Genomic DNA, 13946 nt, shown 5'->3' on the forward strand with positions numbered 1-13946 from the left:
TTTGATTTGGCCGTTTTGGAAGCTAACAACGGCTTCGACAGCAACGCAACCCGGCATTTCCGCGGCAAGTGTGCTACGCAACAATTCCGCTAATTCCGTCCGGCGCCATTCATTTGCTCAGCATCCGAAACCTGTCCAAGACCTTCTCCTCGGCCGGCGAACCGGTCCACGTGCTGCGCGGCGTCGATCTCGACCTCAAGGCCGGCGAGCGCGTTGCGCTGACCGGCGAGTCCGGCAGCGGCAAGAGCACGCTGCTGCACCTGATCGCAGGGCTGGACGCCGCCGATGGCGGCACGATCCGGCTGGAGGATACCGAAATCACCGGGCTCTCCGACGCGGGGCGCGCGGCTTTGCGGCGCGACCGGATCGGCCTGGTGTTTCAGCAGTTCAACCTGATCCCGAGCCTGTCGGTCGCCGATAATCTCGCCTTTCAGGCACGGATCGCCGGCCGTCACGATGCCGCCTGGACCAAGGAGTTGACCGAGCGGCTCGGGCTCGGCGCGCTGCTGAAGCGCTATCCCGAGCAATTGTCGGGCGGCCAGCAGCAACGCGTCGCGATCGGCCGGGCGCTGGCGACGAAGCCCTTACTGCTGCTGGCGGACGAGCCGACCGGCAATCTCGATGAATCCACCGCCGAGGACGTGCTGGCGCTGACGCGCGATCTCGTCGCGCGCACCGGCTGCGGCTTCCTGATGGTGACGCACAGCCTGCATCTGGCCGGCACGCTCGACCGTCACCTCACTTTGCATGCGGGGCGGATCGCATGAGGCGCGCGCTCTGGATCCTCGCGGTGCTGCTCAGCCATTGGCGCCGTCACAAGATGCAGTTCGCGACGCTTCTGGTCGGATTGATCGCGGCGACCGCGCTGTGGAGCGGCGTGCAGGCCATCAACCAGCAGGCCCGCAACGCCTATGACCGCGCCGCCGCGACGTTCGGTGGCACCCGCACCGCGATGCTGGTCGCGCCGAACGCAGCGACCTTCTCGCAGGATCTGTTCGTCAGGCTGCGCCGTGCCGGCTGGCCGGTGTCGCCGGCGCTGGAAGGGCGGGTCCAGGTCAACGGCCGCTCGGTGCGGCTGCTCGGCATCGAGCCGGTGACGCTGCCGGTCGATGTCGGCAACGCGCCGCGCCTCGGCGCCGCGGACCTCGGCAGCTTCGTGGCGCCGCCGGGCCAGACCTTGGTGGCGCGGGAAACGCTGAGGGACCTGCAGGAAGCGGAAGGCGCGGCACCGCCGATCAGCAGCGGCGCAACGCTGCCGCCGCTGCGCGTGCTGCCGCAGCTCGTGCCCGACGTGCTGGTGGTCGATATCGGCGTGGCGCAGCGCCTGCTGAACAAGCCGGATCAAGTGTCGCGGCTTCTGGTCGGCAAGCCCAGAAGCAAGCCCGCGCCGCTGGCGAGCGTCGTCGGCGACCAGTTGCAGCTGGTCGAGCCGAATGCGGAGACGGAGCTCGAGCGCCTCACCGACAGCTTTCATCTCAATCTCACGGCGTTCGGCCTGCTGTCGTTCTTCGTCGGCCTCTTCATCGTCAACTCCGCCATCGGGCTCGCCTTCGAGCAGCGGCTGCCGATGCTGCGCACCTTGCGGGCCTGCGGCGCCTCGGCGCGGCTGGTCAACACGGTGCTGGTGATCGAGCTCGTGGCGCTGGCGCTGGTCGCAGGCCTGATCGGGCTGGTCTGCGGCTACTTCATCGCCGCCGCCCTGCTGCCTGACGTCGCGGCGTCGCTGCGCGGGCTCTACGGCGCGCAGATTCCGGGGCAGCTCAGCTTGCGCCCTGAATGGTGGCTCGCCGGAATCGGCATCAGCATTGCGGGTGCGCTCGTCGCGGCCACGACCAGCCTGATCAAGGCGATCCGGATGCCGGTGCTGGCGACCGCGCAGCCGCGCGCCTGGCAGCAGAGGCAGCGCCGCTGGCTGATCCTGCAGAGCCTGGCCGCCTGCGCCGTGTTCGCGGTCGCGCTGCTGCTGCTCCAGTTCGGACAATCGCTGATCGCAGGATTTGGCGTGCTGGCCGCCTTGATGTTTGGCGCGGCGCTGATCCTGCCCGCTTTTCTCGAACTCCTCCTGCTCGCGGGCCAACGCATTGCGCGACAACCGCTCGAGCTGTGGTTCTGGGCGGACAGCCGGCAGCAGCTCTCAGGCTTGTCACTGGCGCTGATGGCGCTGCTGCTCGCGCTTGCCGTCAATGTCGGGGTCTCCACCATGGTGGAGACGTTCAGCCGCACCTTCATCGGCTGGCTCAACGGCCGGCTCGCCGCCGACGTCTACATCAGCGCCTCCGACAATGCGCATGGCGTCGCGATCCGGAGCTGGCTGAAGCAGCGCAGCGACGTGCAGGCGATCCTCTCGGGCGGGCGCGCCGAGACGCAGCTTCAGGGCCAGCCGGTGGAGTTGCTCGGCCTGCCCGATCACGCGCTTTATCACGAACGCTGGCCGCTGCTGGAGACCGCGCCGCGCGCCTGGACACGGCTCGTACCCGGGAATGCCGCCTTCATCAGCGAGCAGCTGAGCCGCCGCCTCAACATTCGCATCGGCGACGTCGTCGAGGTGCCGGCGCCCGGCGGGACCTGGGAGCTCGACATCGTGGGCATCTATGCGGACTACGGCAATCCCCGCGGACAGCTCACCGTGAATGTCGGGGCGCTGATCCGGCAGTTTCCGCAGACGCCGCAGACGAGAATCGGCCTGATCGTCGCCAGGGAGAACATCCCGGGCCTGATCTCCGCGTTGCAGAAACAGTTTGCGCTCGACGACCGCAGCGTCGCCGACCAGGCGACGGTGAAAGCGGAATCGATCCGCATCTTCAACCGCACCTTCGCTGTGACATCCGCGCTGAACGCGTTCACGCTCGGCGTCGCCGGGATCGCGCTCTTCACCAGCCTGCTGACGCTGGCGAATTCCCGACTGCCGCAACTCGCACCGCTCTGGGCGATCGGCATCACGCGGCCGCGCCTTGCCGCGATCGAGCTGACCAAGACGCTGTCGGTGGCGCTGTTCACGGCGCTGCTGGCGGTGCCGCTCGGCCTTGTGGTGGCGTGGTGCCTGATCGCGATCGTGAACGTGAAGGCGTTCGGCTGGCGGCTGCCGTTCCATGTGTTTCCGCTGCAACTGGTCGAACTGGTCGCGGTGGCGCTGCTGGCCTCGCTGCTTGCTGCCCTGCTGCCGGTCGTGCGGCTGGCGCGGATGCAGCCGGCCAGCCTCGTCAAGGTGTTCGCCAATGAGCGCTGACAGGATCTCGCGCCGCGGCTTCGCAGGCGGCATCGCGGCACTGGCGCTGGCCCGCCGTGCGGGCGCGCAAGGCTATGCCGGGCTGGGCGAGACCGCGGACGGCTTTGCGAAGGTGACGCCGGGCAAGACGTTCGCTTTTCCCGGAGATCACGGCCCCCATCCGGAATTTCGCATCGAGTGGTGGTATCTGACGGCCAGCCTCGTCGACGGCAGCGGTGCGGCGTGCGGCCTGCAATGGACGCTGTTCCGGCAGGCATCGCAGGCAGGCCCGCAAGGCGAAGGCTGGGCCAATCAACAGGTGTGGATGGCCCATGCCGCGGTGACGCGCGCCGACACCCACCGCTTCAATGAAGTGTTTTCACGCGGCGGCATCGGGCAGGCCGGTGTCACGGCAAGGCCCTTTGCGGCCTGGATCGACGATTGGGAGATGAAGAGTCTCGAGCGTACCGACGACCGCACCTTGGCGCCGCTAGCGCTGAAGGCGTCCAGCACCGATTTCAGCTACGCGCTGACGCTCGAAGCCGACCGTCCGGCGGTACTGCAGGGCGACCACGGCTACAGCCGCAAGTCGGAGCGCGGCCAGGCCTCCTTTTATTACAGCCAGCCGTTCTACCGCGCCCGCGGCACGCTCACCATCGACGACAAGCCGGTTAACGTTTCCGGACAGGCCTGGATGGACCGCGAATGGAGCAGCCAGCCGCTCGACACCGACCAGACCGGCTGGGACTGGCTGTCGCTGCATCTGTCGTCGGGTGACAAGCTGATGCTGTACCGGCTGCGACAGAAGGACGGCAAAGACTATCCATTCGGCAACTGGATCAGCGCCGCCGGCGAGACACAGATGATCGCGGGCGGCGACATCAAGATGATTCCGAAGGCGACGGCGGAGGTCGCCGGACGCAAGCTCCCGGTGGAATGGCAGATTGCGATCCCGTCACGGTCGTTCTCGATCCTCTGCAAGCCGCTCAATCCGAACGCCTGGATGGGGACCGGCTTCTCCTATTGGGAGGGGCCGATCACCTTTGCCGGCACGCATGACGGCGTTGGCTATCTCGAACTGACCGGCTATTGAAGCGGCGACCTCTTCAAAGGATTCCGCGATGTATCATTTCACCGCCCTCGTCACGCTGCTGGCGATCGCATTTTATCTCTTCGTCACGATCAACGTCTCGCGCGTGCGGTCGAGGACCGGCATCAAGGTGCCGGCGACATCGGGCCATCCGGATTTCGAGCGCGCCTTCCGCATCCAGGCGAACACGCTGGAATGGATGCCGATCTTTTTGCCGGCGCTGTGGCTGTTCGCGGTCTATATCGGCGATGCCGCCGCGGCCGGCCTCGGCGCGGTCTGGGTCATCGGGCGCGTGATCTACTTCGTGGGCTATTCGAAGGCGGCCGCCAAGCGCGGCCCGGGCTTCATGATCCAGGGCGTCGCAGCCATCGCACTGTGGGCGGGAGCGTTAGGGGCGGTGGTGTTGCGGCTGGTGTGAGGCGATCTGCCGCCACATATTCCGCCGTCGTCCCGGACGAGCGCAGCGAAGATCCGGGACCCATAGCCACAGGGAGAAGTTGTAGCGCGAGCAGGCAACTCCGAGTCCCCGTAACCACGTCTGCCTGTGATTATGGGTCCCGGATCTGCGCTCCGCCCTCGACAACGCTACGCGTTGCCAAGGGCTGCGCTTGTCCGGGACGACACCGGATTTGTGGCGCTCGCTGTGCCTCTTCCCGCTATTTCGTCAGCGGGCAGCCGCTGTCCTTGGCGGCGAAGAAGGCCTTGTCGCCGGGGACGGTGGCGAGCAGCTTGTAGTAATCCCAGGGCTTCTTCGACTCCGAGGGCTTCTTGACCTCGAACAGATACATGTCGTGGACCATGCGGCCGTTCTCGAGCACTTTGCCGCCCTGCGCGAAATCGTCGTCGACCGGCAGCTCCTTCAGCTTCTTGGCGACGGCATCGGGATCCTTGGTGCCGGCGGCCTTGACCGCTTTCAGATAGCTCAGCGTCGCCGAATAGGTGCCGGCCTGGATCATGTTCGGCATCCGCCCAGTGCGCTTGAGGAAGCGTTCGCCGAGATTGCGGCTCTTGTCGTTGACGTCCCAGTAATAGCCTTCCGTCAGCACCAAGCCTTGCGCCGCCTGCAGCCCGAGGCCGTTCACTTCGGCGAGCGTCATCAGGAGGCCGGCGAGCTTCTGGCCGCCGGAGACGATGCCGAACTCCGAAGCCTGCTTGATCGAGTTGGTGGTGTCGAGGCCGGCATTGGCGAGGCCGACGATCTTGGCCTTGGAGCTCTGCGCCTGCAGCAGGAAGGAGGAGAAGTCCGAGGAGTTGAGCGGCACGCGCACCGAGCCGACCACCTTGCCGCCATTGGCGGTGACGATCTCGCTGGTGTCCTTCTCCAGCGCATAGCCGAAGGCGTAGTCCGCGGTGAGGAAAAACCAGGTGTCGCCGCCGGCCTTGGTCAGCGCACCGCCGGTACCGACGCCGAGCGCGCGGGTGTCGTAGGCCCAGTGGAAGCCGTAGGGCTGGCAGGCATCGCCGGTGAGGCGCGAGGTGGCGGCGCCGACGACGATGTCGATCTTCTTCTTTTCCTTGGACAGCTCGTGGATCGCGAGCGCGACCGAGGAGGTCGTCAGCTCCGTGATCATGTCGACGTTCTCGACGTCATACCAGCGCCGCGCGATCGAGGTCGCAAGGTCGGGCTTGTTCTGATGGTCGGCGGTGACGAGCTCGACCTTCTGGCCCAGCACTTCGCCGCCAAAATCCTCGATCGCCATCTTGGCCGCCTCGACCGACCATTTGCCGCCGTAATCGGCGTAAACGCCGGACTGGTCGTTGAGGATGCCGATCTTGACGCCTTGCGCGCCGGCCGGCGCCGCCAGCACCAGGGCGGAGGTTGCGACGGCGGCCAAAAGTGCTGATTTCATCTGTTAGCTCCCAGCAGTTTTCTGTTTTGAAATCGCGCGGATATTAGGGAAGAACCCCGGCCCTGCCCATCCATTTCAAGTTGGTCGTTAGTATGGGCTTTTGCGCGCAAGCAACAGGTGTCGTCCCGGGGCGCGGCGAAGCCGCGAACCCGGGACCCATAACCACAGGGAGTGGTTTTGCGACGACTCGGAGTGACGGTTTGCCCCACACTGCTCCCTGGGGTTATGGATCCCCGCTTTCGCGGGGATGACAGCGGAGGTTTGGCGACAGACGTGGCCTCAATGATCAGGCCACCGCCTCCGGCTTCTTCCCCTCGTTTCGGCCCTCCGCCAGGTTCCGCACCACCACATAGAAGATCGGGGTGAACAGCAGGCCGAACAGCGTCACGCCGATCATTCCGAAGAACACGGCGACGCCGACCGCCTGCCGCATCTCCGAGCCGGAACCGGTCGAGATCACCAGCGGCAGCACGCCGAGGATGAAGGCGAAGGAGGTCATCAGGATCGGCCGCAGCCGCAGGCGGCAGGCTTCGATCACGGCCTCCAGCCGCGGCCTGCCCTCGTTCTCGATGTCGCGCGCGAATTCGACGATCAGGATCGCGTTCTTCGCGGCCAGTCCCACCAGCACGACGAAGCCGATCTGGGTGAGGATGTTGACGTCCTGGCCCATGAGCCGCACGCCAATGGTGGCGGCAAGCAGGCACATTGGCACGATCAGGATCACTGCGAATGGCAGGGTCCAGCTGCCATATTGCGCGGCGAGCACGAGATAGACGAACAGCACGCAGATCGGAAAGACGTAGAGGCCGGCATTGCCGCCGGTGACCTGCTGGTAGGAGAGGTCAGTCCATTCGAAGGTGAAGCCGCTCGGCAGCGTATCGTCCGCGAGCTTCTTGATGGCGTTGAGCGCCGTGGTCGAGCTGGTGCCCGGCGCCGGCTCGCCCTGGAGCTCGGAGGCCGCATAGAGATTGTAGCGCGCCACGCGATCCGGCCCTGAGACGTCCCTGAACTCGACCACGCTGCCGAGCATCACCATGTCGCCGGCGGCGTTGCGCGTCCGCAGGCGGGAAAGATCGCTCGGCTCCTTCCGGAACGGAAAGTCGGCCTGCGCGGTGACGTGATAGGTGCGGCCGAACAGGTTGAAGTCGTTGACATAGGTCGACCCGAAATAGCTCTGGATCGTCTCGTTGATGCCGGAGATCGGCACGCCGAGCTTCTGCGCCTTGGTGCGATCGATATCGACGAAGAGCTGCGGCGTGTTCGCCGTGAACGGCGAGAACACCGAGGGCGCCAGCAGCGAGGGCGATTTGCGCGCCGCGGCGACGAGCTCGTCGGTGGCCGCGGCGAGCATCTCGGGCCCGCGGCCCTGGCGGTCCTGGATGCGGATGGTGAATCCGCCGCCTGTGCCGATGCCGGGCACGGCCGGCGGCGGAATCACGATGATGAAGGCGCCCTGGATCGCGGACAATCGCTTGCGCAGATTGCCCGTGATGGCATTCGCCGTGAGGCCCTTCTTGATGCGCGCCTCGGGCTCGTCGAACACGGGGAATAGCGCTGCCGCGTTGCCGGCCTGCGTGCGCGTCGCGCCGGAGAAGCCGGCAAAGGCCGCAACCCGGACGATGCCCGGCGTGTCCAGCGCGATCCGCTCGATCTCGCGCACGATCTCGGTGGTGCGCGCCAGCGAGGACGCGCCAGGCAGTTGCACGGAGACGATGACGTAGCCGCGATCCTGCGCCGGGATGAAGCCTTGCGGCGTGGTCACGATCAGCCAGCCGGCGCTCCCGATCAGCACGAGGTAGACCAGGATCATCACCACCGAATGCCGGATGACGAAATTGGCGAGGCCGGCATAGCCGTGCGCCAGCCGGTCGAACACGCGGTTGAAGACACCGGTGAAGCCATTCCAACCACGCGCGATGAGATTCCAGCTTGCCGGCGGCCGTTTATGCTCGTGCGGAGTGAGGATCAGCGAGGCCAGCGCCGGCGACAGCGTCAGCGAGCAGAAGCAGGAGATGGCGGTCGCGACCGCGATGGTGACGGCGAATTGCTGGAAGAACTGCCCGGAGATGCCGCCGAGGAAGGCCGTCGGAACGAACACAGCGCACAGCACCAGCGCAATCGAGACCAGCGCGCCGCCGACCTCCTCCATGGTCTTGAGAGCGGCATCGCGCCGGCTCATGCCGTGCTCGAGATGCCGCTCGACATTCTCCACCACCACGATGGCGTCGTCGACGACGATGCCGACGGCAAGCACGAGGCCGAACAAAGTGAGATTGTTGATGGAGAAGCCGAGACCCGCCATCACCGCGAACGTGCCGACCAGCGACACCGGGATGGCGATGATCGGAATGATCGCGGGCCGCCATCCCTGCAGGAACACCAGCACGACGACGACCACGAGCAGCATGGCCTCGTAGATGGTCTTGATCAGCTCGTGGACGGATTGGGCGATGAACTCGGTCGGATTGTAGCCGATGTTGTAGTCGAGGCCTTTCGGAAAGCTCTCCTTCAGCCGCGTCATGGTGTCGGTGATGTTCTTGGCCGTGGCGAGCGCGTTCGATCCCGGCCGCTGCGTCACCAGCATCGCGACAGCCGATTTGCGCAACAGGAAGCTGTTGGTGGAGTACGCCAGCGCCCCGAGCTCGATGCGGGCGACATCGCGCAAGCGCACCACGCGGCCGTCGGAGCCGGCCTTGATCAGGATGTCCTCGAACTGCTTCTGGTCCTTCAGGCGGCCGGTGAAGGTGAGGTTCGGCTGGAACGCGCGGTCGGCGATCGGCGGTTCGGCGATCTGCCCGCCCGCGATTTGCACGTTCTGGGCGCGGATCGCCGCCAGCACCTCGGCCGAGGTCAGGCCGAGATTGGCGATGCGATCAGGGTCGAGCCACAGCCGCATCGAATAATCGCGCGCGCCAAAAATCTGGATGTCGCCGACGCCGTCGAGGCGCAGCAGCTGGTCGCGGACCTGGAGCAGCGCGTAGTTGGAGATGTAGAGCTGGTCGAACGTGTCGTCCGGCGACAGCATGAACACGACCATCAGGATGTCGGGCGAGTTCTTGCGCGTGGTGACGCCGTTGCGCTGGACTTCTTCAGGAAGCCGCGGCTGCGCGATCGCGACGCGGTTCTGCACCAGCACCTGGGCCTTGTCGAGATCGGTGCCGAGCTTGAAGGTGACGGTGATGGTGAGCTGGCCGTTCGAGGTCGCCTGGCTGTAGAGATACAGCATGTCCTCGACGCCGTTGATCTCCTGCTCGATCGGAGCTGCCACCGTGTCTGACACGGTCTGCGCGGAGGCGCCGGGATATTGCGTGGTGACGACGACGGTCGGCGGCACCACTTGCGGATATTCGGAGACCGGCAGCGTGGTATAGGCGAGCGCGCCGACGATCAGGAGCACGATCGACAGCACCATCGCGAGGATGGGTTGGTTGATGGAGAGGCGACCGAGATTCATGGCTTGTCACCGGGCTTGCCGCCGGCCGGGGCGGGCGCGGCCTGCGGGGCAACCTTGGCGCCGACGCGGGCGCGCTGGATGCCGTTGACGATGACGCGGTCCTCCGCCTTCAATCCGTCGCGGATCACGCGCAGGCCGTCGTCAAGCGGGCCGAGCACCACGGGGCGGGCCTCGACGGTGTCGTCGGGCTTCACCACGAACACGATCTTGCGGGACTGGTCGGTCGCGATTGCGACATCCGGAATCAGCAGCGCTTCGTAAGGCGCGCTGCCGATCAATCTGACACGCCCGAACTGGCCGGGCAGGATCGACAGGTCCGTATTCTTGATCACCGCGCGGCTGCGCAGCGTGCCGGTGGAGACGTCGAGGCGGTTGTCGAGGAAGTTGATGGTGCCTTCGTGCGACGCCTTGGTTTCGCCGGCGAGCGTCACCTGCACCGGGTTCGCCGTGTCGCGCGAGCTCGGACGGCGCCCTTCGAACCACAGCTTGCTGTATTTGATGAAGGTCGCCTCATCCATGTCGAAATAGACATAGATCGGATCCAGGGTGACGATCGAGGTCAGCAGCGTCGACGTGCCGGTATCGCTGCCCTGCACGAGATTGCCGGGACTGACGAGATGGCGGCCGACGCGGCCCGTCAGCGGCGCCGTCACATGCGTGAATTCGATGTTGAGCCGTGCCACCTTCAGCGCGCCTTCGGCCTGCATTTCTGCGGCGTGCGCGGCCTGCAGGGCCTGACGCCGTTGATCGACCACCTGCTCGGAGACGGCACTGCTCTGCACCAGGCTGAGGCCGCGATCGAGCTCGCGCTTGGCAAGCTCCACCTTCGCCCGTGCATCCGACAGCTGGCCCTCGGCCTGCGTCGCCACCGCTTCGAACGGGCGCGGGTCGATGACGTAAAGCAGGTCGCCCTGATGCACGATGGCGCCGTCCTGGAATTCGACCGAGTTGACGAAGCCGCCGACGCGCGGGCGCACCTGAACTTCCTCCGCCGCCTCGAAGCGGCCGGTGAACTCGTCCCAATCGGTGACGGTGCGTTTGACCGGCTGGGCGACCGTCACCGGCGCCGGCGGCGGAGCCGCTCCTTGCGAGGCCGGCTGCCCGCAACTTGCGAGTGCGAATGATGCGACGAGGAGGCCCGCAAAAGCGTAGTGCCGCGACTGGTGGAATTCGTGCTTTTTGACAAGTCGCCTGCTGCCATCCGGTCCAGTCATGCCAGGTCCTCGCATCGCCCTCGTCGTAAAAGCCGCGGAAAATGCAGGGTAGGCGTTTACCCGCGGGTGTTCCAAGATGGGTGGAGTTGATGAACACTTCAAGACCAAAGCGTGCGCACGGCTTCCACGCGCGCCCTGGCCGGATGGCGGGTTGACAGGGTGCGACGTGGGCGCGCGGACAACCTTCCTTCGCCTCTCCCCGCACGCGGGCAGAGAGGGAAAGAAGCCCAGCGTCTTCGCACATGACGGACGCCACCGGCTCGGCTAGATTGCCCGCATAAAACAAGGCGAATTGTCCGGGAGGACAGGCGTGCACCAGGGACGTGTCGTTTTCGGCGCGATCGAGGAGGTCGTGTTCGGCCATCCTGCGGCCGGCGCCATCGTCGCGCAGATGGATCGGCTGGGAACGCGCCGCGCCTTCCTGATGGTCTCCGGCACGCTCAACCGTCAGACCGACGAGATCGCGAAAATCCAGGATGCACTCGGCGTACGCTGCGCCGGCGTGTTCGACGCCATGCCGGCGCATACGCCGCGCGAGGCGGTGGTCGCGGCCGCGAACGCCGCGCGCGAAGCGGGAGCCGACCTGATCGTCACCGTCGGCGGCGGCTCGATCACCGACGGCGCCAAGGCGGTGCAGCTTTGTCTCGCCAATGGCATCACCGACGTCGACGGCATCGAGCGCATCCGCGTGCACAAGGGCGTCGCTCCCGAGGTGACGGCGCCGACCGTGCGGCAGGTCAGCGTGCCGACCACGATCGCCGGCGGCGAGTTCAGCGCGATCGCTGGGGTCACCGACCTCGGCACCCATGTGAAGCAGATGCTGCGGCATCCGCTACTCGTGCCGCGCGCGACCATCCTCGACCCCGGGATCACCGTGCACACGCCGGAATGGTTGTTCCTGTCGACCGGCATCCGCGCCATCGACCATTGCGTCGAGGCGATCTGCTCTCGCGAGACGCACCCCTATGCCGACGCGCAATCGGTAAAGGGCCTCGCCATGCTCGCCGACGCGCTGCCGCGGGTGAAGGCCGACCCGTCCGATCTCGATGCGCGGATGGATGCGCAGATCGGCACCTGGCTGTCGATGGGGGCGCTCGCCGCCGGCGTGCCGATGGGCGCGAGCCATGGCATTGGCTATGTGCTGGGCGCGGCCTTCGACGTGCCGCACGGTTACACGTCCTGCGTCATGCTGCCGGCGGTGATGCGCTGGAATGCGCGCGACAATGCCGAGCGCCAGATGATCGTCGCCGCCGCCATGGGTTTTCCCGGCCACGCCGCCGCCGACGTGCTCGATGCCTTCATTCGCTCGCTCGGCATGCCGCGCCGTCTCGCGGACGTGCGGGTGTCGCCCGAGCATTTCGAAGCCATCGCGGAGCAGGCCATGCGCACGAACTGGATTCCGCGCAACCCGCGCAGGATCGAGGGGCCCGCCGATTTGCGCGAAATCCTGCTTCTCGCCGCATGATCCAAGCCGGAGGATAGATGTACACAGGTCACCACGCCCGCCTGCGCCCGCTGCAACCCGCCTTCATCATGGCTTCGACCGGCGAGGCCGTCACCTATCGCGAGCTCGACGCACGCAGCAACCGCCTGGCGCATCTGTTCCGCAAGCACGGCCTGAAGCGGCTCGACCACTATTCGATCTTCATGGAGAACAATTCGCGCTATCTGGAGGCCTGCGGCGCGGGCGAGCGTTCCGGGCTATACTACACCTGCATCAACTCCTTCCTGACGCCGGGCGAGCTCGCCTATCTCCTGGTCAACAGCCAGTCGAAGATCCTGATCACGTCGGTGGCCAAGCTCGATATCGCGCGCGAGGCGATCCAGGCCTGCCCCGACATCAAGCTCTGCATCGTCGCCGACGGCCCCGGCGAAAGCGAGCGCATCGTCTCCCTTGCGGACGCGACCGCCGGTCTGCCGGCGACGCCGATCGCCGACGAATGGCTCGGCACCGCCATGCTGTATTCGTCGGGCACGACGGGACGGCCGAAGGGCATCCTGCGGCCGCTGCCGGAGGAGCCGCCGAAGCACAATCTGCCGCTGTTCAATTTCCTCACCCAACTCTGGCACTACCGCGAGGGCATGGTCTACCTCTCGCCGGCCCCGCTCTATCACTCGGCGCCGCAAGCCGCCGTCAACCTCACGATCCGCATGGGCGGCACCGTGATCATCATGGAGAGCTTCGATCCCGAGCGTTACCTCGAGCTGGTCCAGCACTGGGGCATCACGCATACCCAGCTGGTGCCGACGATGTTCTCGCGCATGCTCAAACTGCCGGAGGACGTGCGCAGGCGCTACGACCTGTCCTCGCTCGAGATCGCGATCCACGCCGCCGCACCCTGCCCCGCTCAGGTCAAGGACGACATGATCAAATGGTGGGGGCCGATCATCCACGAATATTACGGCGCGACCGAGGGCCTCGGCTTCACCGCCTGCAACAGCGAGGAATGGCTCAGCCATCGCGGCACCGTCGGCAAGGTTCTGCTCGGCGACCTCCACATTCTCGACGAGAACATGCGGGATTGCCCGATCGGCACGCCGGGCCAGGTCTGGTTCAAGACGGGATCGCCGTTCGAATATTTCAACGACCCGGAGAAGACCAAGGAGGCGCGCTCGGCCGACGGCAGCATGAGCACGGTCGGCGATGTCGGCTATGTCGACGCCGACCGCTTCCTGTACCTGACCGACCGCGCGACCTTCATGATCATCTCCGGCGGGGTGAACATCTATCCGCAGGAATGCGAGAACCTCCTGATCACCCATCCGAAGGTTGCGGACGCCGCCGTGTTCGGCGTGCCCAATCCCGATCTCGGCGAAGAGGTGAAGGCGGTGGTGCAGCCGATGCCGGGCGTGGTGCCCGACGCGGCGTTCGCCGAGGAACTGATCGCGTTCTGCGCCACGTCGCTGTCGCGGCAGAAGGTGCCGCGCTCGGTCGATTTCGAGAAGGAGTTGCCGCGGCTGCCCACGGGAAAGCTGTACAAGCGCCTGCTGCGGGATCGTTACTGGGGGAACAAGGCGTCGCGGATCGTGTGAGGGCGCGGCTCCAAACTCGCTGTCGTCCCGGGGCGCGAAGCGAACCCGGGACCCATACCGCGTGATCTATCGATGTGAATAGGTAGCAACACCGGACGAC

9 protein-coding genes are annotated in these 13946 nt (G+C 66.2%); 6 read left to right on the forward strand and 3 right to left on the reverse strand.

Annotated features, from left to right (window positions below):
- Window positions 1-113 precede the first annotated feature (113 nt).
- From QRQ56_RS12285 to QRQ56_RS12300, 4 genes are read left to right on the forward strand one after another with little or no spacing between them, the layout of a single operon-like run.
- The gene (locus QRQ56_RS12285) at window positions 114-767 is read left to right on the forward strand and encodes an ABC transporter ATP-binding protein (RefSeq protein WP_438740255.1); all 654 of its coding nucleotides are present in this window, start codon (window positions 114-116) and stop codon (window positions 765-767) included.
- Window positions 764-3226, forward strand: a complete 2463-nt coding sequence (locus QRQ56_RS12290) for an FtsX-like permease family protein (RefSeq protein WP_438740257.1) — start codon at window positions 764-766, stop codon at window positions 3224-3226. Before QRQ56_RS12285 ends, QRQ56_RS12290 begins: the two co-directional genes overlap by 4 nt.
- Window positions 3216-4298 carry a lipocalin-like domain-containing protein gene (locus QRQ56_RS12295; protein ID WP_438740259.1) on the forward strand — a complete coding sequence of 361 codons (1083 nt, stop codon included), beginning with the start codon at window positions 3216-3218 and terminating at the stop codon, window positions 4296-4298. The genes QRQ56_RS12290 and QRQ56_RS12295 overlap by 11 nt, the downstream gene beginning before the upstream one ends.
- A 28-nt stretch (window positions 4299-4326) precedes the next feature.
- Entirely contained in the window at window positions 4327-4713 is a 387-nt protein-coding gene (locus tag QRQ56_RS12300; protein WP_438740260.1) for an MAPEG family protein, read from the forward strand.
- A 238-nt stretch (window positions 4714-4951) separates the two neighbouring features.
- Here the strand turns inward: QRQ56_RS12300 and QRQ56_RS12305 are convergent, their stop codons facing one another.
- From QRQ56_RS12305 to QRQ56_RS12315, 3 genes are all read right to left on the reverse strand, one after another.
- On the reverse strand, window positions 4952-6145 hold the full coding sequence (locus QRQ56_RS12305; protein ID WP_438740261.1) for an ABC transporter substrate-binding protein: 1194 nt from the start codon (window positions 6143-6145) through the stop codon (window positions 4952-4954).
- Window positions 6146-6431: 286 nt separating this feature from the next.
- Window positions 6432-9599 carry an efflux RND transporter permease subunit gene (locus QRQ56_RS12310; RefSeq protein ID WP_438740262.1) on the reverse strand — a complete coding sequence of 1056 codons (3168 nt, stop codon included), beginning with the start codon at window positions 9597-9599 and terminating at the stop codon, window positions 6432-6434.
- On the reverse strand, window positions 9596-10813 hold the full coding sequence (locus QRQ56_RS12315) for an efflux RND transporter periplasmic adaptor subunit (RefSeq protein ID WP_438740263.1): 1218 nt from the start codon (window positions 10811-10813) through the stop codon (window positions 9596-9598). The genes QRQ56_RS12310 and QRQ56_RS12315 overlap by 4 nt, the downstream gene beginning before the upstream one ends.
- Before the next feature lie 310 nt (window positions 10814-11123).
- On the opposite strand from QRQ56_RS12315, the gene QRQ56_RS12320 reads away from it, so the two are divergent.
- Window positions 11124-12278, forward strand: coding sequence for an iron-containing alcohol dehydrogenase (locus tag QRQ56_RS12320; protein WP_438740265.1), 1155 nt, complete (start codon window positions 11124-11126; stop codon window positions 12276-12278).
- A 17-nt stretch (window positions 12279-12295) separates the two neighbouring features.
- Window positions 12296-13846 carry an AMP-binding protein gene (locus tag QRQ56_RS12325; RefSeq protein WP_438740267.1) on the forward strand — a complete coding sequence of 517 codons (1551 nt, stop codon included), beginning with the start codon at window positions 12296-12298 and terminating at the stop codon, window positions 13844-13846.
- The last annotated feature ends 100 nt before the right edge of the window (window positions 13847-13946 follow it).

Source organism: Bradyrhizobium sp. U531, from assembly GCF_051710265.1.
Classification (GTDB): Bacteria; Pseudomonadota; Alphaproteobacteria; order Rhizobiales; family Xanthobacteraceae; genus Bradyrhizobium.

Bases quoted from the DNA above. Each gene is read 5' to 3' on its own strand.
- QRQ56_RS12315 (WP_438740263.1), bottom strand. From the start codon at position 10,813: ATGACTGGACCGGATGGCAGCAGGCGACTTGTCAAAAAGCACGAATTC.
- QRQ56_RS12305 (WP_438740261.1), bottom strand. From the start codon at position 6,145: ATGAAATCAGCACTTTTGGCCGCCGTCGCAACCTCCGCCCTGGTGCTG.
- QRQ56_RS12290 (WP_438740257.1), top strand. From the start codon at position 764: ATGAGGCGCGCGCTCTGGATCCTCGCGGTGCTGCTCAGCCATTGGCGC.
- QRQ56_RS12300 (WP_438740260.1), top strand. From the start codon at position 4,327: ATGTATCATTTCACCGCCCTCGTCACGCTGCTGGCGATCGCATTTTAT.
- QRQ56_RS12325 (WP_438740267.1), top strand. From the start codon at position 12,296: ATGTACACAGGTCACCACGCCCGCCTGCGCCCGCTGCAACCCGCCTTC.
- QRQ56_RS12310 (WP_438740262.1), bottom strand. From the start codon at position 9,599: ATGAATCTCGGTCGCCTCTCCATCAACCAACCCATCCTCGCGATGGTG.
- QRQ56_RS12295 (WP_438740259.1), top strand. From the start codon at position 3,216: ATGAGCGCTGACAGGATCTCGCGCCGCGGCTTCGCAGGCGGCATCGCG.